Source organism: Paraburkholderia sp. UCT2, from assembly GCF_014397665.1.
In the GTDB taxonomy this organism is placed as follows: Bacteria; Pseudomonadota; Gammaproteobacteria; order Burkholderiales; family Burkholderiaceae; genus Paraburkholderia; species Paraburkholderia tuberum.
Genome location: NZ_VZQO01000072.1, coordinates 1 through 25,299, shown reverse-complemented (window position 1 = coordinate 25,299; position 25,299 = coordinate 1). Strand labels below are relative to the sequence as shown.

The following is a 25,299-nucleotide window of genomic DNA, read 5'->3' as shown; positions in this document are numbered from 1 at the left end:
CAGGACCGTGAAACGACTCCACGCCGATGATAGTGCGGATTGCCCGTGTGAAAGTAGGTAATCGTCAGGCTCCCCCCCAGTCAGAAACCCCACCCGCCGCGGTGGGGTTTTTGCGTTTACGCGGCCGTCATCGGCAGAGATGACGTTTCGGAGACAATCCAGTCGCCACAATTCGACAATACGACGCCGGAAAGTGCGCGCGTCAACTCTCTTTCAATTGTTCGCGCTATGCTCACGTATTCCTTTCGGAAGCGCTGGCATCGAACGACCTATGAAATCAGATCTGGCAATGCAAACCTACGGCGCGGATTCGTCGGGTATGGTCTGCGGTTTCCGGTTTTCGCCGACGCTCGCCGGGCGGCCGATCGACGCGGACGAAGTCATCGACTGGTACCGCGAGCGCGAGGACGATGCCGGCACTAACGCGACGGACGCTGGCGAGTTTCTATGGCTTCACTTCAATCTCGCGCATAGCGCGAGCGAGCGCTGGATGCGGTCACAACTCGATCTGCCCGAAACCTTTTTCGACGCCTTGCGCGAAGGCTCGCATTCGACGCGGATCGAGCATGCGGACGGCGCACTGCGCGCGGTCGTCAACGACGTCATGTTCAACCTCGAATTCATCCCGTCAGAAATCGCGACGCTGTGGATCTACGCACATAAGCGGCTCATCGTGACGGCGCGGCTGAAGCCGCTGCGCTCGGTCGACCGTTTGCGCGCGTCGGTGCGCGAAGGGGAAATATTCAGGTCACCTGCCGAGCTGCTAGTTCATCTGATGCGCGACCAGGCCGACCTGCTCGTGCAGATCGTCCGCCGAACCAGTGCCGACGTCGATCGAATCGAGGATCGCTTTCTGTCGCAACGGCCGACGCAAAACCGCCTGGACCTCGGCGCGATGCGTCGCACGCTGACACGCCTGCAACGCATGCTGGCACCCGAACCGGGCGCGATTTTCCGCTTGCTGGCGAGGCCGCCTCGCTGGCTTCATGCGGAAGACGTGCAAGATCTGCGTGAATCGACGGAGGAATTCTCGGTCGTGCTTTCGGACGTAGCGGGATTGATCGAGCGGGTCAGATTGCTGCAGGAAGAAATCACCTCGCGCCTCGAGGAGCAGAACAACCGGACGCTATTTACGCTGACGCTAGTCACGGTGCTGGTGATGCCGATCAATATCGTCGCCGGTTTCTTCGGCATGAACGTCGGTGGCATTCCGCTCGCCGAGAACAAGCATGGCTTCTGGCTGATGGTGGTGCTGGTCGCCGGCTTTACCGGGCTGACGGGCTGGTGGGCGTTTCGCCGCAGGAGGGAGCGCTAGAAGGCGCGGCAGATTTGGCCCGCTTTTTACGAGGCCAAACCCGCCGGCGTGATCGAAGCCCGAACATGCCCGTCTTCGAATACGCTTCGCAGCGGTTCAAAGAGGGCAAGTACTCGTCGATTACTCGAGTGCGTTATTCGAGCGCGGCAGCCGGCCCAAAGAACTCATAACGGCTCTGCGATTCCGGCACGCCGATCGCCTTCAGCCCTTTCTTGATCGCCTTCATGAACGTGACGGGCCCGAGGAAATACACCTCGACATCGCGCGTTTCCGGCAACCACTTCTTCAGATTCGCTTCGTCGACGTAACCGAGCGCGTGCGCTTCGGCATCGCCATCACGGCGCTCCTCGTAGCAATAGAAGCGCTTCAGTTGCGGATGGCGTGCGGCCAATGCATCGATTGCGCCGCGGAATGCATGCACGCCACCATGTCGGGCCGCGTGAATGAAATGCACCGTACGATTGGTCTTCAGCGCGGCCTCCAGCATCGCCATCGTCGGCGTAATGCCAACACCGCCGCTGATCAGCACCAACGGCTTGTCGCCAGGTTGCAGCGTAAATTCGCCGGACGGCGCGAACAGCTCGAGCGGGTCGCTTTCCTTGATCTGCTCGTGCAGATACTTCGACACGGTGCCATTCGGTTCACGCTTCACGCTGATGCGATATTCGCGGCCATCGCTCATTGCGGACAGCGAATAGTTGCGACGCACTTCTTCGCCGTCGATCACCAGACGCACGCCAATGTACTGACCCGGCTGAAACGCGAGCAATTCGCTGCCGTCATCGGGACGCAGATAGAACGACGTGATCTCGTCGCTTTCACGCACTTTGCGCGCGACGCGGAACAACCGCGTGCCGCGCCAGCCGCCGGGCGCTGCTGCGCTTTCGGCGTAGATCTTCTCTTCGAGGCCGATCAGCAGATCGGCGAGTTGTTGATACGCGGCGGCCCACGCTTCGATCACGGCGTCGGTTGCGACGTCCGCGCCGAGTACCTCGCGAATCGCGCGCAGCAGACACTTGCCGACGATCGGATAGTGCTCAGGCTGCACGTTCAGCGACACGTGCTTGTTGATGATCTGCGCGACGAGGCCGCCCAGCTGCTCGAGCTGATCGATATGGCGCGCATACATCAGCACGCCGTTGGCCAACGCGCGCGGTTGCGCGCCGCTTGCCTGATTGGCTTGATTGAACATCGGGCGCACTTCCGGATGCTCGCTGAGCAACAGATTGTAGAAGTGCGTGGTGAGCGCCTCGCCGCCGCTTTCCAGGAGCGGCACGGTTGCTTTGATGATGGCGCGGTGTTCGGCGGATAGCATGTTTTTAAGTCCTGATGAGAGTCTGAGTGAGCGTCTGTCTATCAGCGAATGTCACAGCCGGTTTCGGCAGACTGCCTCTGCTATCCACGATTCGTGCCAGGTTTAAAATGCATTTAGATCAACGATCTGGCAATTAAGATGGTTCATTCGACCCTAGTCGAAAAGACTCAATCCGCAGTCGATCTGACTACAGGGGCGGTCCTCGATGTTCTTACCCCGCTGATTCTCGACCTGTCGCGCGAGCTGTCCGAGCGCGAGCGTTATCGGCGGCTGCTCAGCGCGCTGCGCTCGCTATTTCCGGGCGACGCGGCCGCTCTGCTACGCCTCGAAGGCGATACGCTGGTGCCGCTCGCCATCGACGGCTTGAGCGGCGATACGCTCGGGCGGCGTTTTCGCGTCGCCGAGCATCCGCGCTTTCAGGAGCTGCTGGCCCAGCCAGGGCCGACGCGCTTCGCCGCCGACTCCGATCTGCCCGATCCCTACGATGGCCTCGTGCAAGGCATGGCGCCCGGGCACCTCGAAGTGCACGACTGTCTGGGGTGCCCGCTGTTCATCCGCGGCGAGCCTTGGGGCTTGCTCACGCTCGACGCACTCGACCCGGCGCGCTTCGACACACTCGACATGGCCTCGCTGCAGGCGTTTCTCGGCCTCGCGGCCGCGACCGTGAGCGTCGTCGAACGCATCGACGCGTTGGCGCGCAATGGCGAGGAGGCGCAGCGCCGCGCGGAAGCGTATCGGCTGGCGAGCAGCGAGAGCCGGCGCGAGCTGATCGGCAGCAGCGACGCGCATCGCCGCATGATCAAGGAGATCGAGGTGGTGGCCGCCAGCGATCTGACCGTGCTCGTCACCGGCGAGACCGGCGTCGGCAAGGAACTTGTCGCCAATGCGATCCACGCGCTGTCGCCGCGCGCGAACAAGCCGCTGATCAGCCTGAACTGCGCGGCGTTGCCCGATACGCTCGTCGAGAGCGAACTGTTCGGGCACGTGCGCGGCGCGTTTTCGGGAGCCTCGGCGGATCGACGCGGCAAGTTCGAACTCGCGGACGGCGGCACCATTTTCCTCGACGAAGTCGGTGAGTTGCCCCTCGCGGTGCAGGCAAAGCTGTTGCGCGTGCTGCAGAACGGCCAGTTGCAGCGCATCGGCTCGGACCACGAACACAGAGTCGACGTGCGGCTCATCGCCGCAACCAATCGCGACCTCGCACAAGAAGTGCGCGCGGGCCGCTTTCGCGCCGACCTCTATCATCGCCTCAGCGTGTATCCGCTGCGCGTGCCGCCGTTGCGCGAGCGTGGCCGCGACGTGCTACTGCTGGCGGGCTTCTTCCTCGAAGACAATCGCTCCAGGCTCGGTTTGCTGAGCCTGCGTCTTGCGGCTGACGCGCAGGCCGCATTGCTGCGCTACTCATGGCCCGGCAATGTGCGCGAACTGGAGCATCTGATCGGACGCAGTGCGCTGAAGGCGTTGGCGGCCAATCGTGAGCGCCGTCGTATTCTGACGTTGACGGCCGCGGACTTCGCGTTGTCGGACGCACAAGATCATGAAGCCAATCAAATCGCCACGCAGAGCGAGGAAAGCGAGGCGAAAGACTTTCGCAGCGCGGTCACCGAGTTCGAACGCAATCTCGTTCTCGAAGCGCTGATCCGCAACAGGCAGAACTGGGCGGCGGTCGCGCGCGAGCTGGGGCTGGACCGGGCGAATCTGAATCGGCTGGCTAAACGGCTCGGGCTCAAATGAGCGAACAGGCGCAGGGGTGCCGTCGCGGCCCGGCACTAAGGTCAAGCCACATCGAATCGCCGATCGCGCTGACAACAGATCGTCAGCGCCGCTCGCTGGGCTCAACGTCTTAACGAAAAACAAAGGCCCGCTTCGGAAAATCGAACTTCGCGGAACGCAGCGCGTCGGTCATAGTGGGCCCTAACGAGGACCATCACACTGAATCTGGAGACTCCGTCATGTCCGCTGCCCCAGAGAAACTCGACGATTGGCTCAACAAGCAGGCGGTGGCCGAAGACGACATCACCGCGTTTCCATTGAAGGCGCTTGCCGCCACGCTCGATCGCGAGGAAAGCGGTAACACCGTACCGCCGTTGTGGCACTGGCTGTACTTTCTGCCGGTTGCGCCGCTCTCCGAAGTCGGCCCCGACGGACATCCGAAGCGTGGCGATTTTCTGCCGCCCGTGCCACTGCCGCGCCGCATGTGGGCTGGCGGCCGGCTCACGTTTCATGCGCCGCTGAAGATCGGCGAGCATGCGCGGCGCACGTCGACGATCGCCAATATCGAGGACAAGACCGGCCGCTCGGGCCGCCTCGTGTTCGTCACCGTGCAACATACGATCGAAGTCGATGGCGAGTTGAAGCTCGAAGAGGAGCACGACATCGTCTATCGCGACGCGCCGCAGGAGGGCGCGCGGCCGCAACAGCCGGCGCCCGCGCCCGAAGACGAAACATGGCGCCGCACGATCGACGCCGATGCCGTGATGCTGTTGCGCTACTCGGCGCTGACTTTCAACGGCCATCGCATTCACTACGACCATCCTTATGTCACGCAGGTCGAAGGCTATCCGGGCCTCGTCGTGCATGGCCCGCTGATCGCGACGCTGCTGGTCGATCTCGTGCGCCGAGAACTGCCGCAAGCGACGCTGCAAAGCTTCGCGTTTCGCGCGCTTCGCCCCATGTTCGCGGACCAGCCGTTCACGGTATGCGGCAAGCCCGCCGCCGACGGCAAGACCATCGACCTGTGGGCGAAAGATCACGAAGGTTATCTGACCATGCGCGCGACCGCCGCGCTTGCCTGAATTCCGCGAGACTCGACTATGCAAACCACGCAACACGATTCGTTCCAGGACATTCGCGAGGCCGTGCGCGATCTGTGTCAGCAGTTTTCCGGCGAGTACTTTCGCAAGATCGACGAGGCGCGCGGCTATCCGGAAGAGTTCGTCGACGCGCTGACGAAGGCCGGCTGGCTCGCCGCGCTGATTCCGCAGGACTTCGGCGGCTCGGGGCTCGGGCTCACGGAAGCGTCGGTGATCATGGAGGAGATCAATCGCGCGGGCGGCAACTCGGGCGCGTGCCACGGGCAGATGTACAACATGGGCACGCTGCTGCGGCACGGTTCGGAAGAACAGAAGCGCAAGTATCTGCCGAAGATCGCGAACGGCGGCCTGCGTTTGCAATCGATGGGCGTGACCGAGCCGACCACCGGCACCGATACGACGAAGATCAAGACGACCGCAGAGCGGCGCGGTGACCGTTACGTGATCAACGGTCAGAAGGTGTGGATCTCGCGCGTGCAACACTCGGACCTGATGATTCTGCTCGCACGCACCACTTCGCTCGCGGACGTGAAGAGGAAATCAGAGGGCATGTCGATCTTCATCGTCGATCTGCGCGAGGCGATCGGTCATGGCCTGACCGTGCAGCCGATTCTGAATATGGTCAATCACGAGACCAACGAGCTCTTTTTCGACAACCTCGAAATTCCGGCCGAGAATCTGATCGGCGAGGAAGGGCAAGGCTTCAAATACATTCTCGATGGCCTGAACGCGGAGCGCACGCTGATCGCCGCGGAATGCATCGGTGACGGTTACTGGTTTGTCGATAAAGTCACCGAATACGCGAAGGAGCGCGTCGTGTTCGGCCGGCCGATCGGACAGAACCAGGGCGTGCAGTTTCCGATCGCGCGCTCGTTCATCAACGTCGAGGCAGCGAGCCTGATGCGCTTCGAAGCGGCACGTCGTTTCGACGCACATCAACCGTGCGGTGCGCAGGCGAATATGGCGAAGCTGCTCGCGGCGGATGCGTCGTGGGAAGCGGCCAATGCGTGCCTGCAATTTCACGGCGGCTTCGGCTTCGCGTGCGAGTACGACGTCGAGCGCAAGTTTCGTGAAACGCGTCTGTATCAAGTCGCGCCGATATCGACCAATCTGATTCTCTCGTACGTGGCCGAGCATATCCTCGGGCTGCCGCGTTCGTTCTGACCCGCTGGCGGACATCATGAGACCACTCGACGGTATCAAGGTCATTACGCTCGAACACGCGATTGCCGCGCCGTTCTGCACGCGTCAACTGGCCGATCTCGGGGCGCGCGTGATCAAGATCGAACGGCCCGGCGTCGGCGATTTCGCGCGCGGCTATGACGAACGTGTGCATGGGCTGTCGTCGCACTTCGTGTGGACCAATCGCTCGAAGGAGAGTCTTTCGCTCGACCTGAAGCAGCCCGCGGCGGCCGAGATTCTCGACGCATTGGTTGCCGATGCCGACGTGCTCGTGCAGAACCTCGCGCCAGGCGCGGCCGAACGGCTTGGCCTCGGTTATGACACATTGAGCCACAAGTATCCGAAGTTGATCGTCTGCGATATTTCCGGCTACGGCGCGGACGGTCCGTATCGCGACAAGAAGGCGTACGACCTGCTGATTCAAAGCGAGTCCGGCTTCCTGTCGATCACCGGTTCGCCCGGCTCGCCAGCGAAAGCGGGCTGTTCGATCGCCGATATCGCGGCGGGCATGTACGCGTATTCGAACATCCTGAGCGCGCTGTTGCAGCGTGGACGCACAGGGCGCGGTTGCCGCATCGATGTATCGATGCTCGAGAGCATGGTCGAGTGGATGGGTTATCCGCTCTACTACGCGATCGACGGTCAGTCGCAGCCCGCGCTTGCGGGCGCAGCGCATGCAACGATCTATCCTTATGGCCCGTTTCCCGCTGGCGACGGCAAGACGGTCATGCTTGGCCTGCAGAACGAACGCGAATGGAAGCTGTTTTGCGAGCGCGTGCTCGAACAGCCTGAACTGGCAACCGACGAACGCTTCGCATCGAACTCGAAACGCACTGCGGCGCGCGACGCCTTGCGCGAGGTGATCGTCGCGGCGTTCGCGAAGCAGAGCGCGGCGCACGTGATCGATCGACTCGATGAGGCAGGCATCGCAAACGCGCAGATGAATACGCTCGCCGACGTGTGGGCGCATCCGCAACTGAAGGCGCGCGAGCGCTGGCAGGAAGTCGGCACGGCAACGGGGACGATACCCGCATTGCGGCCGCCCGGTCTGCCTTCCGACCTCGAGCCGCGAATGGACCCTGTGCCCACGCTTGGTCAACATACGGAAGCAATTCTGCGTGAGCTTGGCTACGACAATGGGCGTATCGACGCGCTGCGCGCGGCGGGCACGATCTGATTCGGTAACGACCCATGAACGACCATCCCAGTCTCACGCTTGCCACTTTCGCCGCGCAACTCGACTTCGACCGCATCCCGCACGAGGTCGTCGAGCGTACCGTCAACCTGTACGTCGATTGGCTCGGCTCCGCGCTGGCCGGCAAGGGTGCGCGCCCGGTCGAGACGATCGCGCGGTTCGCACGCGCGGCAGCCGGGGCGACGAACGAGGGCCTCTGCGAGGTGCTGATCGACCGCGGTCTCACCACGCCGTATTTCGCCGCGATGATCAACGGCGCGGCATCGCATTTCGCCGAACAGGACGACGTGCACAATGGCTCGGTGTTTCATCCGGCGACCGTGGTGTTTCCGGTTGCGCTCGCGTTGGCACAGGCAAAGCGAGCGTCGGGGCGCGACTTCATCGCGGCGGCGGTGGCGGGATACGAGGTCGGCATTCGCATCGGCGAATTTCTCGGGCGCTCGCACTACAAGGTATTTCACACTACGGGCACGGTCGGCACGGTCGCGGCCGCAGCAACGGCAGGACGCTTGCTGGGTTTGTTGCCGTCCCAAATGCTCGATGCGTTCGGCTCGGCGGGCACGCAGGCGAGCGGCCTATGGGAATTTCTGCGCGACGCCGCCGACTCGAAGCAACTGCACACCGCGATGGCCGCCGCGAACGGCCTGATGGCCGCGCAACTCGCCGCCGACGGCTTCAAGGGCGCGACGCACATTCTCGAAGGCGCCCAGGGCATGGCCGCGGGCATGTCGAGCGACGCCGATCCGGCGCGCCTCGTCGATCGGCTTGGCAGCCGCTGGGCGACCGCGGAGACGTCGTTCAAGTATCACGCGGCGTGCCGCCATACGCATCCGGCCGCCGATGCGCTGCTCGCCGTCGTGCAGACGCATCGTTTCGCGCCGCGCGACATCGCGAAGGTCGTCGCGCACGTGCATCAAGGCGCGATCGATGTGCTCGGTCCCGTGGTCGCGCCGCGCACGGTGCATCAGGCGAAGTTCAACATGGGCACAGTGCTCGGGCTGGTCGCGCATCACGGCTATGCCGGCGTGACCGAATTCGAGCAGGGTTTCGACGCGAGCGAGATCGCCGCGTTTCGCGACAAGGTCGCAATGGCGCTCGACGCTGAAGTCGACGCCGCCTATCCCGCACGCTGGATCGGCAAGGTCACGGTGACGACGACCGACGGCCGCGTGTTCGATGGGCGTGTCGATGAGCCGAAGGGCGATCCAGGCAATACCTTGTCGCGCGACGAGATTGCGACGAAGCTGCATCGGCTGGCGGCGTTTTCGGGTGCGGCTAGCGAACAGGAGGCGGCGCAACTGCTTCGCCGCGCATGGCGTATTGCCGAAGAGAAGCAGATTGGCTCGGTATTCGATGCAACTTCGCGCACGATGGTGACGGCATGAGCGCGTTGTCCCGGTCGTATCTGTTCGTGCCTGGGAATCGGCCTGAGCGGTTTGACAAGGCCTATGCGGCCGGCGCGGATGCGGTGATTCTCGATCTGGAAGACGCGGTGCAGCCGGATCAGAAGGTGCCGGCGCGTGCGGCGGTTGTGGCCGCGGTGTCGGCTAACGCATCGCGGGCCGCCTGGGTGCGTATCAATGGCTCGGACACGCCATGGTTTCCAGATGACGTTGCGGTGCTCGTTGGGCAGACCGGCGTGGCCGGAATCGTGCTGCCGAAGGCTGAGACGCGCGAACAGATCAACGCGGTGCTGGCCAACGCGCATCCGGCGTTGAGCGTGCTGCCGATTGTCGAGACTGCGCGCGGGTTCGCGAATCTTGCGGAGCTATGCAGCGCGCCGCGCGTGCTGCGTATCGTCTTCGGTACGCTGGATTTTCAGATCGATCTCGGCATCGATGGGGATGGCGAGGAGTTGCATCTGTTTCGCTCGCAGATCGTGCTTGCGTCGAGGCTGGCTGGCATTGGTGCGCCGGTGGATGGCGTGTCGACGACCATTACCGATGCTGATGCGGTGCAAGCTGATGCGCGGCGCGGCCGGCGGTTCGGTTTCGGCGGCAAGCTTTGCATTCATCCGAAGCAGATCGAGCCGGTGCATCGCGCGTATGCATGGAGTGACGCCGAGGTGGAGTGGGCGCAACGGGTGCTTGCGGCTGTCGAGGCGAGCCATGGCGCCGCGGTTGCCGTGGATGGGAGGATGGTCGATATGCCGGTGATTCTGCGGGCGCGGAGGGTTGTGGGCGACTCCGAAAGCTTGTGACAATGCGGTTTTCCGTCGCCCCTACCCCCCATCGTCGCACTTGAATAGTTAGCAGGTCACATGCTAGATTAAATTGTTATCGGTAACACATTTCGACGGAAATGTTTCGGTGTCGCAACGTTGTCGGTAAAGAAGATCTGTTCCTCTCAGCACGTCAAAAAATACCCTCCCGATGAGTACTATTCAAAATCCAGTTCTGCGCGGCTTCAACCCGGATCCTTGCGTGTGCCGTGGCAAGGATGCGTGGTATATCGCGGTTTCAACGTTTGAATGGTATCCGGGCGTTCTCATTTACGAATCAAAAGATTTCGTCAACTGGGAACTCAAGGCCACGCCTCTCGACAGGCTATCGCAATTGAACCTGATCGGAGAGCAGCCGTCCGCAGGCATATGGGCGCCAGCCCTCTCCTATCACGACGGTCTTTATTGGCTCGTCTATACCGACACCAAGGCATGGAAAGGCGAGCAGAAGATCTCCCCGCTTCGTGACATGCACAACTACCTCGTAACCGCCCCGGACATCACAGGACCCTGGTCGGAGCCCGTGCATCTCGTGTCCGGTGGATACGATCCATCCCTGTTCCACGACGAATCTGGCAAAAAGTGGCTCGCCTATATCCGGCGCGATTTCAGAGGTATCTACGAAGACCTGTTCGTCGGAATCGTTCTGCGGGAATACTCGGTGCAGGAGGAAAAGCTGATCGGCGAAGAGCACGTCATCTATAAAGGCGCCAACCTGAAGACCGATTACTTCATGAAATGTCAGATCTACGAGGCTCCGCATTTGCTGAAGAAGGGAGACTGGTACTACCTGATCACAGCGGAGGGAGGCACAGGCTATACACATGCAACGTGTGTATCCAGGTCCCGCGACATTTTCGGTCCATACGAGCTTCATCCTGATACGCCGATGCTCACGTCGCGCGACGCGAATGGACGGATTCAGCGGACCGGTCACGGCAATCTGGTCGAGGGTCCCAACGGCCAGTGGTACATGACGTACCTCGGATCGAGACCAATCGATGCGCACACGAAGCGCTCGCCGCTAGGCCGTGAAACCTGTGTCGCACCTATCGAATGGCATGCCGACTGGCCCCGCCTCGCCAGTGGCGGAGTGGTTCCCGCCGAATCTTTTGCGATCGGCTCGGATATCGAGCAAAGGCTCGACAGTAGTTGGACGATCGATTTTGGACAACGTGCCGCGCTGCCCCTGGAACTGCAGAGTCTGCGTATCCCCATCGGCGACGACTGGTGCAATCTTCACGAACGTCCGGGCTATCTGCGGATAAGGGGGCAAGAGTCACCGACTTCGCGGTTCCATCAAAGCTTGTTGGCCTGTCGCATCCGTGACTGGCAGTTCGAAGTCGAAACCGCGCTGGAATTTTCACCCAAGTCATATCTGCACATGGCTGGGCTCATGGCGCGTTACGACGAGAACACCTTCTACTATCTGTTCGTCACGCGCGACGACGACGGCACAAAAATCCTGTCCTACATGGAAATGGATGCCGGCAGCTTCGCCTACAGCAATCGACTGGCGACGCTGCCCGAGGCCACCGGGATCGACCTGCGGATTCGCGTCGTGGACGCGAAACTGCGCTTTTTCTATCGCTTGACGCACGGTGACTGGAAGGACCTTGAACTGGAAAAGGATTTCACGAAACTCAGCGATGAATATGCAACCCCCATCGGCTTCACGGGGGCATTCGCAGGTATCACCGTCAACGACATGCTGGGCTTTCGCGAGCCTGCCGATTTCAAGTCGTTCTCGTACCGCCAATTGATCGGCTAAAGCTCGGATTTCGTGTCATCGCTGTCATTTAATAATAAGGAAGATCTCATGCGCTTTCGTTGGAGACATCGCTACCTCGTGCTGCTTATTTTGTTCGCAATCTATCTGCTCTGTTACATGGACAGAATGATCATGGCAGCGGCTATTCCATTCATTGCGTCCGAGTTTCATCTGTCCGCGATGGAAATGGGTGGAATCCTGAGCGCGTTCTTCTTTAGCTACGCGCTATGTCAGATCCCGGCTGGCCTGCTTGCAGACAGATTCGGTCCGCGGCTGATGACGACGATCGGCATCACCTGGTGGACGATTTTCACCGCGCTTACCGGGCTGTGCAATTCGCTCGGCTTGATGCTGGTGGTGCGGGTCGCGTTCGGCATCGGCGAAGCGCTCTTTCCTCCCGCCGCGTTCAAGACACTGTCGGCTTGGTTCCCAAAGCGCGAAGTGGGACGGGCAACCGGGCTGATGATGACCACTAATGCGCTGGGACCCGCATTGGCGCCGCTGTTCGTGGCGGCCGTGATGGCCGCGTGGGGATGGCGCGCGATTTTCACGAGTCTGTTCATACCCGGTGTCGCGATGGCCGTATTCGGCTGGATCTATATCAGAAACAGCCCGAAAGACAGCAAGCACGTTTCGAAGATCGAATTGGAGGAAATCGGTACCAGCGAAAAGTCTTTGTCTGCCTCTGCCGGCAAAGCGGATTTTGCTGGTTTGGTGAAAACGCCGCTGGTCTGGTGGTGCTTCGTCACCTTGTTCGTTTTCAGCATCGCCTCGTGGGGCATCATGAGCTGGTTCCCGACGTATCTGCTGAAAGCGCGCGGCCTTTCGACGGCCAGAATGGGCATTATGGCGTCGGTGCCATTTCTCGTCGGCACGATTGCCTATTGCATTACGGGCTTTCTTTCCGACAAGTTCTTCCGCAATCGTCGCGAATTGCTTGTCGTCCTCGGCTGCGTCGTGGCCGCCATCTTTGCCTATCTGACGGCCCATGCGGAGACCGCGGAAACGGCGGTGTTCTTTCAGACGATCGGCTACTTCTTCTCAACCATGGCCGGCTGTTCGCTGTACACCATCCCGAACGTCGCGCTGCCGAACAAGGTCGTCGGGTCGGCAATCGGCTTTGTCAATGCGGCGGGTCAGCTGGCAGGATTTCTTTCCCCGCTGATCGTCGGTTACATCCTGACCAGGACGAATGACGACTTCAATGTCGTATTCGACCTCTTCGTCGGCTGCTTCTTGTTGGCTTCGATTTCCGCCTGGTTCATCAATACGAGGACGGACCTCAGCGACTCTGTCGCGCGGAGCGCCGGCGCAGAAGTGCCCGTGCAGAACCGGACAGCGGGATAAATGGCGCGACGGGGCTTGAGCCGGCGATAATTCCGGCTCAGTCACCGGCCTTGGGCAACGACTCGATCAGTTCATGGATGCGTATCCTGAACTCGAAATCGAGTTCATCGCGCCGCAAGCTGCTCGACCCGGCCGTGGTGACGCTCGCCGCGCCGTCGTACATCGCGCGACTGGGACGGCCGGCAAAGCCGGAAGATCTCGAAGGCCCGAGCCACCGATGCCTGGAATTCCGTAATTCGGAGACCGGAAAGAGGGGCGGTTGATCAATCTCTTTCCCGACTGGGCTGACGAGCGCTATCCCCTCTACGCGTGCTATCGGTCACGGCATCGCATGCCGGCGAAGACGCGTGCCTTTCTGGACTTCGTTGTCGAGTTGGCGAACGCTCACTAGCGAGCGGCCGTTACACAAACGGCTTGCATTAATCGACCTCGACGCGGTTCCGCCTTTCGGGTATGCAAATCGCTTCTTTACCATTCCCTTAATCAAACCGGAACACTCACCTCCAAAAAGCCCAATTCCCACCCCACGTCACCTGTCGCACTCTTGAAGCCAACGGCCCTGCACGATCCGACAACGGCCGTTCAGCGCTCTGCCCCGAGCCGCCGCATCGAACGAAGGCGGCCTCGCAGAACTATTCCGCGCTCGCGCCTCTCGCCCGCGCGCAGCCTAAAAAGACAGGAGACACAATTTGCCAGCCCCCATCAACTCCGGCGCACGCCTCGACCGCCTGCCGATCACCCGCTTCCACTGGAACATCCTCGGCCTGATCGGCGCGGGTGCTTTCCTCGACGCCTTCGACATCTATCTCGCCAACGGCGCGCTCGCGGCGATGGTCAAAACCGGCTTCACCGATCTCCGCCTCGGCTCGTTCTTCATCTCCGCGACCTTCATGGGCATGATGATCGGCGCGGGGCTGGCAGGCTATCTCGGCGACCGCTTCGGTCGACGCTATTCGTATCAGGCCAATCTCGCGATCTTCGGCATCGCATCGCTCGCCGCCTGCTTCGCGCCGAACATCTACTGGCTGATCCTGCTGCGCTTCGTCATGGGCATTGGCCTCGGCGCCGAACTCGTGGTCGCGGCCGGCACGCTGTGTGAGTTCGTGCCACCCGCCACACGCGGCCGCTGGACCGCGCTGCTCGCGCTGATCATCAACTCCGGTCTGCTCGGCGCGACCGCAGTCGGCTATTGGGTAATTCCACATCTCGGCTGGCGCTACATGTTCGCGATCGCGGGGGGTGGCGCGATGGTCGTGTGGTTCCTGCGGCATCGGATGCCGGAGTCGCCGCGCTGGCTCGAAACGGTCGGCCGGCTCGAAGAGGCGGAGGCCACCGTCTCGGCAATCGAGCGACAGGTCGAGGCGCGCGTCGGCAAGCTGCCGCCGGTTTCGCGCGTGGTCAGTCACGAGGTGCCGGCCGCGCCGTTCTCGGCGCTGTTCGCGCGCGGCATGATCGGCCGCACGCTGGTCGCCGCGCTGACCTGCATGGCGATCAACATGTCGCTGTACGGTTTCGTCGCGTGGCTGCCGACGTTCTTCGTCAAGGAAGGCCTGACCATCGTGCAGTCGCTCGGCTTCGTGCTGCTGATGTCGTTCGGTGCGCCGGCCGGCGCTGTCGTCGGTTATCTCGTGACGGACCGCCTGGGGCGACGCAACGGCATCGTGCTGTTCTCGCTTGCAACGATCGTGCTCGGCTTCGTCTACGTACAGATGCGCGCGCCAGTGCCGATCGCGGTCGTCGGTTTCGCGCTCGTCACGACGATCTACACGGTCTGCACGCTCGGCCTGTTCGGCTATATCCCCGAGCTGTTTCCGACCGCGCATCGCTTGCGCGGCACCGGCGTGGCCGGGACGTGCGGCCGCGCGGCGTCGATGTCGACACCCTACGTCGCGCTGCTGCTCTACACGGAGTTCGGCGTGACGGGTGTGCTGACGATGGTCGGTGGCGTGCTGTTGTTGCTGAGTATCGCGATTCTCGCGCTGCGCATCGAAACGAGTCAGCAGACGCTCGAAGAGATTTCGCCCGATGCCGAGCTGATACCGCAAGCGGAGATGATGCGAGAGTCGGCTTAAGCCGTGCGCGCATCAAGGTGATCTGTCGATTCGGATCTTTCCCCGGCTAAATTTTCACTGCACCCGGTTAAGATGAAAGTTTGCTTTGCGCATGCTTCGCTAGCAGCTTTCATCATGCACTTCGATTTCGTCGATTTACGCCTGCTCCTGCATATCGCCGACACGCGCAACCTCGCGCGTGCGGCGGAGCGTTCGCACCTGTCGGCGCCGGCCGCCAGCAACCGGGTCAAGAATCTCGAGGAACAGCTCGGCATCAAGCTGCTCTATCGAACCAGCCAGGGCGTGACGCCGACACCCGCGGGCGAAGCCTTCGTGCATCACGCGCGGCTCGTGCTCGAACGCGTCGAGCATCTGGCCGGCGACATGCAGGAGTATGGCGAGGGCATCAAGGGCCACGTGCGCATCTGGGCCAACACGACCGCGATCAGCGAGTTTCTGCCGGCCGTGCTGAGCCGTTTCCTGCGCGATCACCCGGACGTGAACATCGATCTGCGCGAAGTGCTGAGCGGCGAGATCGTCAAGGGCGTCGCCGACAGCGCGACCGATATCGGGATCGTCGCGGGCAACGTGCATGCCGAGCATCTGCAGATGCTGCCATATCGCGACGATCGGCTCGTGCTGGTTACGTCGTGCGAGCATCCGTTCGCGAGACAAGCGTCGGTCGACTTTTCGCAGGTGCTGAACGCGAACTTCGTGAGCCTGCCGACGTCGAGCGCGATTCACGCGTTCATCACGAGTGCCGCCGATGCGCTCGGCGCGCGTCTCAAACTTCGCATCCAGGTCGGCAACTTCGAGGCCGCGTGCCGGATGATCGAGGCGGGTGTCGGAATCGGCATCGTGCCGGAGTCGGTCGCGCTGCGGCACAGAAAGACGATGCAGATCGCGATCGTCGGCCTGAACGATCCGTGGGCCTTGCGCAAGCTGAAGATCTGCGTGCGCAGTCTGAAGGACTTGCCGCCGTTCGCGCGTGTGCTGGTCGACCGGTTGATGGCGGTGCTGGAGGAGGATGGCGGGCCAGATGCTTGACGCTTGACGCGCGGGCGTGACACCCGCCCGAAGTCTGACGAAGTTTCCTTCTGGAAACAGCGCCCCCTTTTGTCAACCGGTATTTCACTCCCCAAGCATCTTCTTGCCGCCACAAAAACGCGCGTGTATAGTTTCCGAACTTACTCTTGTTTCGTATCGGAAATTAAAGGGGTTCACATGGACGCGTCCACTATCCTCGCGGATCTCGGCATTGCCCAAGCCGCGCAAGCCGGCGATATCGCCGTTCATTCGCCGATCACCGGCGAGCTCATCGGCCGTGTGGCCAGCCAGACGGCGGTCGAGGTCGACGCGGCGCTCGCCCGGGCCAAAGACGCGTTTGCCGTGTGGCGTAACGTGCCGGCGCCGCGCCGCGGCGAACTGGTGCGGCTGCTCGGCAATCGGCTGCGCGAACAGAAGCAGGCGCTCGGCAGCCTCGTCTCGCTGGAGACGGGCAAGATCCTGCAGGAAGGCATGGGCGAAGTGCAGGAAATGATCGACATCTGCGATTTCGCGGTCGGTCTGTCGCGTCAGCTGTACGGTTTGACGATCGCGTCCGAGCGCCCGGGTCATCGGATGGCGGAGTCGTGGCATCCGCTCGGCACCTGCGTCGTGATCTCGGCGTTCAATTTCCCGGTGGCGGTCTGGTCATGGAATGCGGCGCTTGCGCTGGTGTGCGGCAACGCGGTGATCTGGAAGCCGTCGGAAAAGACGCCGCTCTCGGCGCTGGCCGTGAACAGGATTCTCGAAGACGCGCTGAAGGAATTCGGCGACGCGCCAGCCGGCCTGGCCGCATTGATCAACGGCGGACGCGACGTGGGCGAAAAGCTCGTGGCCGATCCGCGCGCGTCGATCGTCAGCGCGACGGGCAGCACGGAAATGGGTCGCAAGGTTGGCGTCGAAGTAGCGAAGCGCTTCGGCCGCTCGCTGCTCGAACTCGGTGGCAACAACGCCGGCATCGTCACGCAGACGGCCGACCATGAACTCGCGATGCGCGGCATCCTGTTCTCGGCGGTCGGTACGGCCGGTCAGCGCTGCACGTCGCTGCGGCGTCTGTTCGTGCACGACAGCGTGTACGAGAAGACCGTCGAGCGTCTGAAGCAGTTGTATAGGCGCGTGCCGATCGGCAATCCGCTCGAAAAGGGCACGCTGATGGGGCCGCTGATCGACCGTCAATCGTTCGACCGCATGCAGGAAGCGCTGCAGCAGGCGAGGGCCGAGGGCGGCAAGGTGTTCGGCGGCGAGCGAGTCGAAGTGAAGGGTTATGAGGGCGGCTACTACGTGCGTCCGGCCATCGTCGAGATGCCGTCGCAAACGTCGGTCGTGCTGAAGGAAACGTTCGCGCCAATTCTGTACGTGCTGCGCTATGCCGATTTCGCCGATGCGGTCGAGGCGAACAACGCAGCGCATCACGGCTTGTCGTCGTGCGTGTTCACGAGCGACCTGCGCGAAGCGGAACGCTTCCTGTCCGCGTCGGGCAGCGACTGCGGCATCGCGAACGTCAACATCGGACCGAGCGGCGCGGAGATCGGCGGTGCGTTTGGCGGCGAAAAGGAAACGGGCGGCGGGCGCGAGTCGGGTTCGGATGCATGGAAGGCTTATATGCGTCGCGCGACCAATACCGTGAACTACTCGTCGGCGTTGCCGCTTGCGCAGGGTATCGATTTCAATCTCGACTGAGCGCGCAAGTGTGACGTCGTAAGCGATGGCGGCGCATCGCGTTGATGCCAGTGCGCCGCCGTCACCGTCCGGCGCGCCACAGCCGCGCGTTCCAGATAGCAATCCGTTTGCGCCGCCCGGCGTTCCGGAGCGGCCACGTTACTCGTGGAGTAAGACGTGAGTTCGAAAGTCGTGATCGTCGGCGGTGGGGTGATCGGCAGTTCGATTGCGTATTTCTTGCGGCTGTCCGATCCGACAGTCGGCGTCACGGTAATCGAGCGCGATCCGACCTATGCGCGTTCGTCGTCGGCCTTGTCGGCGGCGTCGATCCGGCAGCAGTTTTCTACGCCGCTTTCCATTCAGATGTCGCTGTTCGGCATCGAGTTTCTTCGCTCGATCGGCGAGCGGCTCGAAGTCGACGGCACCCGGCCCTCGATCGATCTGCACGAAGGCGGCTACCTGTTTCTCGCGACACCTGCCGGTGAAGCGACGCTGCGCGAGAATCACGCGCTGCAAAAAAGCCTCGGCGCAGATATCAGCCTGCTCGACACGCATGGCTTGCAAACTCGCTTCCCTTGGCTCAATACCGACGACCTCGTTGCCGGCGCTTATGGCGAAAGCGGCGAGGGCTGGTTCGACGGCTACGGTTTAGTACAGGCGCTGCGCAAGAAAGCGCAGGCGCTCGGCGCGCGCTATGTCGCGGCAGACGTCACCGCGCTGCATCGCGAGGGCAATCGCGTCACGCAGGTACAAACCGCGGACGATGAGACCTATGCTTGCGACGTCGTCGTCAACGCGGCCGGCGCATGGTCGCGCAAGGTCGCACAGATGGTCGGCATCGATCTGCCCGTCTATGCGCGGCGGCGCAGTATCTTCAACGTCACGTCGCCGGCAAAGCTTGAACGCTGTCCGCTGCTGATCGATCCGAGCGGCGTGTACTTCCGGCCTGAAGGCAATTCGTATATCTGCGGCACGTCGCCGTCGGCCGATAACGATCCCGACGATCTACCGCTCGATGAAGTCGATCACGTGCTATTCGACGACGTGATCTGGCCGACGCTCGCCAATCGCGTGCCGCAATTCGAGGCGCTGCGCGTGCAGAACTGCTGGTCCGGCTATTACGAATACAACGTGCTCGATCAGAACGCGATCATTGGCCATCACCCGGATATCGATAACTGCATTTTCGCGAACGGCTTTAGCGGCCACGGTTTGCAGCAAGGGCCGGCAACCGGACGCGGCATCAGCGAATTGATTCTGCATGGCCGCTATGCGACGCTCGATCTCAGTTCACTAAGCTTTACGCGCGTGCTCGAAAACCGGCCGATCATCGAAAAGAACGTGGTGTAGCACCTTATATGGCTCGATGCGCGGGTCATGCGAAAAACGCAATAAGTAGTGGGTAGATATCGTTTGCCGCAGATCCCGCCGATGGCCGCAATCGACGTCGATTGTCTTCGACATCCCAATCGATATCACACGCAAGGCAGGCGGCCGTCATCATGTTCTCGTTCAATTCCGCATTCGAAGCCCCGAGCGGCTCGCCGATCCGCGAGCTGTTCAAATACCTCGCGCGGCCCGGCATGATCTCGTTTGCCGGCGGCTATCCGGCGAGCGATCTGCTCGACCGTGCAGGACTCGATGCCGCGGCCGCGCGCGCCTCGCAACAGCCGACGCTGTGTCTGCAATATGGCCCGACTGATGGCATCGCGATCCTCAAGGAACAGCTCGCGCAGCTGATGGCACGGCGCGGCACGCCATGCGCGCCAACAGACCTGCTGGTGACGACCGGTTCGCAACAAGGATTCGATCTGTTGCTGCGCGTGATGGTCGCGCCCGGCGACGTCGTGCTCGTCGAGCAGCCCGCGTATCCGGCCACTTTGCAGGCGCTGAAGCTGCAACAGGCCGACGTCGTCACGGTGCCCGTCGATCAACACGGCCTCGACGTGGCGAAGCTCGCCGCGGTGCTCGAGACGGGCACGCTGCGTCGCGCTCCCAAGCTGCTGTACACGGTGCCGACGTTCGCGAATCCGACCGGCGCGACGCTATCGCTCGAACGTCGAATCGCATTGTTGAAACTGGCGGCGCGTTATCGGTTCGTGATCGTCGAAGACGATCCGTATGGCGATCTGCGTTTCGATGGCACGGCAGTGCCTTCGCTTTTCGCATTGAGCGAGCAGGTGCCCGGTTCACGCGACTGGGTCGTGCATTTATCGAGTCTGTCGAAGATCGTCGCGCCGGGTTTGCGTGTCGGCTGGATGGTCGCGCACGCGGAGATCGTGCGGCGATGCGTGGTCGCCAAGCAGACCGTCGATCTATGCAGCGCGCCCTGGACCCAGGCGATTGCCGCCGAGTACCTCGCGAGCGGCGGGTTGGAGCGGCATCTGCCGCGCATTGTCGATGCGTATTCCGTCAAATGCCGCGCGCTATGCGATGCGCTCGACACGCATCTCGCGCGGCACATCGCATTTCATCGTCCGGCCGGCGGCATGTTCGTGTGGGCGCGTCTGAACGCGGCACGCGATGCGTCCGACTATCTGCGCGTGTGCATCGAACAGAACGTGATGTTCGTGCCGGGTGTCGCGTTTTACAAGGACGCGGCCGATAGAGCTGCGCTGCGCCTGTCGTTTGCCGCGCCGGGTGTGGAGGAGATTGAAACCGGCGTGCACCGAATGAACCGCGCGCTCGAGCAGTACTTCGACGAGCAATAAAATCCTGATTGCATCAACACAATCAGTGGAATGCGGCAGATTACCCGGCGAGCATCTAATGTGCAGCCGGGTTTTTTTATCCAAATGCCAAAAATTGTGGCGATTTAACAGAATTCACCGCGTTCCTTATTAATCGCGAAACGCGAAACGCGTTGAGTTCGAATACGCAATCGTTTTCGTCCGCGCGTGCCTTCTATGAGACTGACCGTGGCGAGCCGCAGATGAGGCCGCCCGGGATTGCCACGTCGAACGGCGCGTACGCGCGAGTGGCCCCTCAAATGATTGCCCGCAATGAAATCGTTATTGCACGCCTTAATTTCAAGATTATGCAATTCGAATAAATTCGGGTGTTGCCAAATCTTGTAATGGAAGTGGTCGATTTATATGCGGAAATGCCATTTATAAAGATAAGAAACCGTGTAATTATCGTGCTTGCCGGCCGGCTTCCGTTTTGCGTGATTCCCGGAATGTCTGAAAGACAGGTTTTACACGGGTTCGCGCCACACGAGTCGGCTTTCGCACGGGACAGCATCGTCGCCCGTCGCGTTCGCCCATGCATGCCGCATATGAGTGCCGCACGAGAATGCGTGAGTGGGCCACAAAAACGTTAAATGAGGAAAAGGGGGCAACGCAATGAATTCACTCGACGAGAAGCGGCCGCTGCTGATCTACGACGGCACGCTCGGCGACCTCTACGGCATCTTTTTCAGAAACCTTGCGCTGCAAATTGTGACGCTCGGTATTTACCGCTTCTGGGCGACCACGAACAACCGCCGATATGTCTGGTCGCGCATGCGGTTTCAGGACGAGCGCTTCGAGTACACGGGCACCGGGGGCGAGCTATTCAAGGGCTTTCTGTTCGCGATCGTGGTCGTGTTCAGCGCGGTGTTCGCGGCTGGCGCGCTAAGCGTGGTCTTGCGCATGCTGACGAAAAGCGCGGCACTCGGTTCGCTGCCTGTCATCGCGTTGTATCTGCTGATCGTCGTGCTCGCGGCGGGTGCGTTTTTCGGCACGCAGCGCTATCGGCTGAGCCGGACGCAGTGGTGCGGTATTCGCGGCGGCATGACCGGCTCGGCGCTCGGCTTCGGCGTGCGCGCGTTGCTGTACTCGCTGTTGTGCGTTGTCACGCTTGGCCAGATGACGCCGTGGACATCGATGCGTCTAACGGAGTGCCGCATCAACGCGAGCAGCTTCGGTAGCCTGGCGTTTCGCTTCAAGGGGCGCGCGTGGGTCGTCTACGGTCTGTTCCTCGTTACGTTCGTCGGCGTGGTCGTGTTGTTCGCGGTGCTGTTCATGGTGTTTCTGAAGGGCGCTCTCGCATCGATGCATGTCGACCACGTGCCGGGGGCGAGTACGGCGCCGTCGCGGGCCGCGCTCGGATCGCTGTTTTTGTTTTATGCGCTGTTCTCCATCGGCACGATGCTGATCCGCGGCTTCTATGTCGCCGCGCTGACGCGCCACGTGATGGGCAATACGTCGCTCGGCTCGCAATTGCATTTCGGCAGTAACGTCAGCGTGGCGCGTCTGCTCAGTTTGCAGTGCGGCAACCTTGCGATCATCGTGTTCACGCTCGGCCTTGGGGCGCCAATCGTGCTGCATCGGCTGATGCGCTTTGCCGTCGACACGCTGCAGGTTTCCGGCTACCTCGATCCGCATATGCTGGGGCAAAGCACCGTGGCGGCGCCGCTGACTGGCGAGGGCATGCTGAATCTGCTCGATCATGGTGGCGCCTTCTGAGATTGGACTCGCGTTGAGAGCGCGGCAATGGGCGGGGGGCGCACGATGTGCGGCAAGTAATGGGACACGCGACTCATCTCAGGCGCGAGCGCGAAACGCAGTACGCTCAATGAGTTAGCGCAGTCATGCGCAGGTTGTCCACAAGCTTGTTCCCAAAATCTGTGGACAACAGGGCGGGAAGCGAAGCGGAGAATTCGCGCCTGAAGAATTGTGGAAAGGTACAGCACAAAAGCAAACAGCGGGACTCACCGTCGACCGGTTCATCCCGCTGCTTGTGTATGACGATGTGGGCGGCTTGCCGTGCAGCGCGCACGGCAAGCGTGGCAAACGCTTATCGGTCGAGGAACGACTTCAGACGGTCCGCGCGGCTCGGATGCATGAGCTTGCGCATCGCCTTGCTCTCGATCTGGCGGATCCGCTCGCGGGTCACGTCGAACTGCTTGCCCACTTCTTCAAGCGTGTGATCCGACTTCGTGTTGATGCCGTAGCGCATGCGCAGCACCTTCGCTTCGCGCGGGGACAGCGAGTCGAGCGCGTCGTCGATCGCGGCACGCAGGTCGGCCTGCATCGCGGCATCCGCCGGCGACGATACGCCAGCGTCTTCGATCATGTCGCCCAGCGTCGCATCGCCGTCGTCGCCGACCGGCGTTTCGAGCGATACGGGTTGCTTCGCGATCTTCAGAATGCCGCGCACCTTCTCTTCCGACAGTTCCATGCGTTCCGCGAGCACCGCAGGATGCGCTTCCTGGCCGGTCTGCTGCAGGATCTCGCGCGAAATGCGGTTCAGCTTGTTGATCGTTTCGATCATGTGCACCGGCACGCGGATCGTGCGTGCCTGATCGGCGAGCGAACGAGTGACGGCCTGACGGACCCACCACGTCGCGTACGTCGAAAACTTCCAGCCACGACGGTATTCGAACTTGTCCACGGCCTTCATCAGACCGATGTTGCCTTCCTGGATCAGGTCGAGGAACAGCATGCCGCGGTTCACGTACTTCTTCGCGATCGAGATCACGAGACGCAGGTTCGCCTCGATCATCTCGCTCTTGGCCTTGCGCATCTTCGATTCGGCCGCGACCATCTGGCGGTTGATTTCTTTCAGATGCTTGAGCGGCAGCGACACCGTCGCTTCGATGTCGATCAGCTTCTGCTGTTCGGACTGGATGGCTGGCAGGTGACGCTCGAGCGCCGCACCATAGGTCGACGCGCCGGTGCGCGCGGCACGCTCGGTCCAGCCGAGGTCGGCCTCGCTACCCGCGAACGTTTCGATGAACTTCTCGCGCGGCATGCCGGCCTTCGAGACGACGATCTGCAAAATGTTGCGCTCGATCGCGCGCACTTGCGCGACCTGGCGCTGCACGTCGCCGCACAGACGGTCGATCGTGCGTGCGGTGAAGCGGATCTTCGCGAGGTGCTGCTGAATGTCTTCGCGTGCGCGCAGATAGGCCTTCGACGTGACGTCGCCGCGCGCGTGCGACGCGTTCATCTGGTCGTACAGAATGCCGACCTGGGCGAAGATTTCGAGGCAGTCGCTCGTGAGCTGCTTCAGTCGAGCTTCGTCGGCCGCCGACGAATCTTCCGGACCGACGTCGTCGTCTTCTTCGTCTTCGCTGTCTTCGTCGGCGTCGCTGTCTTCATCGGCATCCGTGTCGGCGCTCGCGACTTCTTCCGCGGCGGCCGTCTCTTCATTCAGGCCGTCGACGAGTTCGTCGATGCGCAACTCGCCGTCGACAACCTGCTGCGCGCTCGCGAGGATCGCGGAGATCGCGAGCGGGCACGCGGCGATCGCTTGCACCATTTCGTGCAGGCCGTCTTCGATGCGCTTCGCAATCGCGATTTCGCCTGCGCGGGTGAGCAGCTCGGTCGCGCCCATTTCGCGCATGTACATACGCACGGGGTCGGTGGTGCGGCCGAACTCGGAGTCGACAGTCGACAGCGCGACTTCGGTTTCCTCGTCCGCCTGGTCGTCCGACACCACGGCGGGGGAATTCGAGTTGAGCAGCAGCGTTTCCGCGTCCGGGGCCTGCTCGTAGACCTGCACGCCCATGTCGCTGAACGCGCTGACGATGCTGTCGATCGCGGCGGTTGCGGTGAAGTTGTCGGGCAGGTGGTCGTTGATCTGCGCGTGGGTCAGGTAGCCTTGCTCTTTACCCAGCTGGATCAGTGCGCGCATCAGGCGCTGGCGTTCTTCGGCTTGTTGCGGCAGCAGCTCGGCTGCCACGGGAATCGCTTTGCCAGCGCCCTTGCCTTTGGCCGAACGGCCGGACGGAACTTTGGCAGTGAAGGCGGTGTCGTGTTGCGAATCTTCGCGATCAAAAGGGTTCACGTAATTTCCTCTAGAGGCTTCGCTATGAGACGCAAGACGCTACCGTCAGGCGTTTCGAGCAGGGCTCAGCATCACCTGATGTGACTCAACGCGGTTGTTGGGCTGTGCTCTGGGGAGCAAAAAAGATGAGCCCGCTCGAAGCGGGCCGATGGACATGCGAAATTTTGCGCGGCTCGCATTATATACGAGCTTGGGGGTTCGCGCTCGTGGGTGCACATCAAATCATCGTCGCTGTTGTCGCAGGCATTGCGTGAGGCTGCGCAGGTGCATAGTCCATGGCCATGCGCGCGACCTAACCTACATAGGGGCGAGTTGCTCCTTGCGCAAGGGGGCTCCATGTCGTTTTCCTGTATATGGAGTCGTATCCTCGCATGCTGTCCCCAAAAGAAATTCGCAGAAGGGTATTGACGTGTTGTTGACCGCTCTCCATAATCTCGTCTCTCTGCTGCAGACGCAGCGACGCAAACGAAGCAGTGCCGGGTAGGGGTGGTTCAGGCGCGGCGGGTTTGGCGGACCGATCTTTAAAAACTAACAGTCGATAAGTGTGGGCGCTTGATGCGGAATGCGGCGGCGGATTCTCCGGAGTCTGCTGTCAGGCAGAAGTATCAGAAG

At 61.8% G+C, this 25,299-nt stretch carries 17 protein-coding genes and 1 pseudogene; 16 read left to right on the top strand and 2 right to left on the bottom strand.

Going from position 1 to position 25,299, the window contains the following annotated elements:
* The first annotated feature begins 271 nt into the window (after positions 1 to 271).
* On the top strand, positions 272 to 1,315 hold the full coding sequence (locus tag F6X39_RS34170; RefSeq protein WP_187619867.1) for a transporter: 1,044 nt from the start codon (positions 272 to 274) through the stop codon (positions 1,313 to 1,315).
* A gap of 133 nt (positions 1,316 to 1,448) precedes the next feature.
* On the opposite strand, the gene hmpA is transcribed toward F6X39_RS34170, so the two are convergent.
* Entirely contained in the window at positions 1,449 to 2,630 is a 1,182-nt protein-coding gene (gene hmpA / locus F6X39_RS34165; RefSeq protein WP_187619866.1) for an NO-inducible flavohemoprotein, read from the bottom strand.
* 138 nt (positions 2,631 to 2,768) lie between these two features.
* On the opposite strand from hmpA, the gene norR reads away from it, so the two are divergent.
* From norR to F6X39_RS34095, 15 genes and pseudogenes are all read left to right on the top strand, one after another.
* Positions 2,769 to 4,364, top strand: coding sequence for a nitric oxide reductase transcriptional regulator NorR (gene norR / locus F6X39_RS34160; RefSeq protein ID WP_187619865.1), 1,596 nt, complete (start codon positions 2,769 to 2,771; stop codon positions 4,362 to 4,364).
* A 218-nt stretch (positions 4,365 to 4,582) separates the two neighbouring features.
* On the top strand, positions 4,583 to 5,425 hold the full coding sequence (locus tag F6X39_RS34155) for a MaoC family dehydratase N-terminal domain-containing protein (RefSeq protein WP_187619864.1): 843 nt from the start codon (positions 4,583 to 4,585) through the stop codon (positions 5,423 to 5,425).
* 18 nt (positions 5,426 to 5,443) lie between these two features.
* Positions 5,444 to 6,607: an acyl-CoA dehydrogenase family protein gene (locus tag F6X39_RS34150; protein ID WP_187619863.1), complete on the top strand. Its 1,164-nt coding sequence runs from the start codon at positions 5,444 to 5,446 to the stop codon at positions 6,605 to 6,607.
* Between the two features lie 16 nt (positions 6,608 to 6,623).
* Positions 6,624 to 7,802: a CaiB/BaiF CoA transferase family protein gene (locus tag F6X39_RS34145; protein WP_184074316.1), complete on the top strand. Its 1,179-nt coding sequence runs from the start codon at positions 6,624 to 6,626 to the stop codon at positions 7,800 to 7,802.
* 14 nt (positions 7,803 to 7,816) lie between these two features.
* Positions 7,817 to 9,205 (top strand): MmgE/PrpD family protein, encoded by a 1,389-nt coding sequence (locus F6X39_RS34140; RefSeq protein WP_187619862.1) that lies wholly within the window; start codon positions 7,817 to 7,819, stop codon positions 9,203 to 9,205.
* Entirely contained in the window at positions 9,202 to 10,020 is an 819-nt protein-coding gene (locus F6X39_RS34135) for an HpcH/HpaI aldolase/citrate lyase family protein (protein WP_187619861.1), read from the top strand. The genes F6X39_RS34140 and F6X39_RS34135 overlap by 4 nt, the downstream gene beginning before the upstream one ends.
* A 172-nt stretch (positions 10,021 to 10,192) precedes the next feature.
* Positions 10,193 to 11,812: a glycoside hydrolase family 43 protein gene (locus tag F6X39_RS34130; RefSeq protein WP_187619860.1), complete on the top strand. Its 1,620-nt coding sequence runs from the start codon at positions 10,193 to 10,195 to the stop codon at positions 11,810 to 11,812.
* Positions 11,813 to 11,860: 48 nt separating this feature from the next.
* Positions 11,861 to 13,159 carry an MFS transporter gene (locus F6X39_RS34125; protein WP_187619859.1) on the top strand — a complete coding sequence of 433 codons (1,299 nt, stop codon included), beginning with the start codon at positions 11,861 to 11,863 and terminating at the stop codon, positions 13,157 to 13,159.
* A gap of 43 nt (positions 13,160 to 13,202) precedes the next feature.
* Positions 13,203 to 13,550, top strand: a pseudogene (locus tag F6X39_RS37165) (LysR family transcriptional regulator); the annotation flags it as partial.
* Positions 13,551 to 13,848: 298 nt separating this feature from the next.
* A complete protein-coding gene (locus F6X39_RS34120; protein ID WP_187619858.1) occupies positions 13,849 to 15,231 on the top strand; it encodes an MFS transporter in 1,383 nt (460 codons plus the stop codon).
* A 114-nt stretch (positions 15,232 to 15,345) separates the two neighbouring features.
* Positions 15,346 to 16,257 (top strand): LysR family transcriptional regulator, encoded by a 912-nt coding sequence (locus F6X39_RS34115; protein ID WP_187619857.1) that lies wholly within the window; start codon positions 15,346 to 15,348, stop codon positions 16,255 to 16,257.
* 177 nt (positions 16,258 to 16,434) lie between these two features.
* Positions 16,435 to 17,934, top strand: a complete 1,500-nt coding sequence (locus F6X39_RS34110; protein WP_187619856.1) for an aldehyde dehydrogenase family protein — start codon at positions 16,435 to 16,437, stop codon at positions 17,932 to 17,934.
* A 156-nt stretch (positions 17,935 to 18,090) separates the two neighbouring features.
* The gene (locus F6X39_RS34105) at positions 18,091 to 19,263 is read left to right on the top strand and encodes an NAD(P)/FAD-dependent oxidoreductase (RefSeq protein WP_187619855.1); all 1,173 of its coding nucleotides are present in this window, start codon (positions 18,091 to 18,093) and stop codon (positions 19,261 to 19,263) included.
* 152 nt (positions 19,264 to 19,415) lie between these two features.
* Complete coding sequence (locus tag F6X39_RS34100; protein WP_187619854.1) at positions 19,416 to 20,624, top strand: PLP-dependent aminotransferase family protein; 1,209 nt, start codon at positions 19,416 to 19,418, stop codon at positions 20,622 to 20,624.
* 633 nt (positions 20,625 to 21,257) lie between these two features.
* Entirely contained in the window at positions 21,258 to 22,361 is a 1,104-nt protein-coding gene (locus F6X39_RS34095) for a YjgN family protein (protein ID WP_187619853.1), read from the top strand.
* A gap of 331 nt (positions 22,362 to 22,692) precedes the next feature.
* On the opposite strand, the gene rpoD is transcribed toward F6X39_RS34095, so the two are convergent.
* The gene (rpoD, locus tag F6X39_RS34090) at positions 22,693 to 24,687 is read right to left on the bottom strand and encodes an RNA polymerase sigma factor RpoD (RefSeq protein ID WP_184040465.1); all 1,995 of its coding nucleotides are present in this window, start codon (positions 24,685 to 24,687) and stop codon (positions 22,693 to 22,695) included.
* Between the last annotated feature and the right edge of the window lie 612 nt (positions 24,688 to 25,299).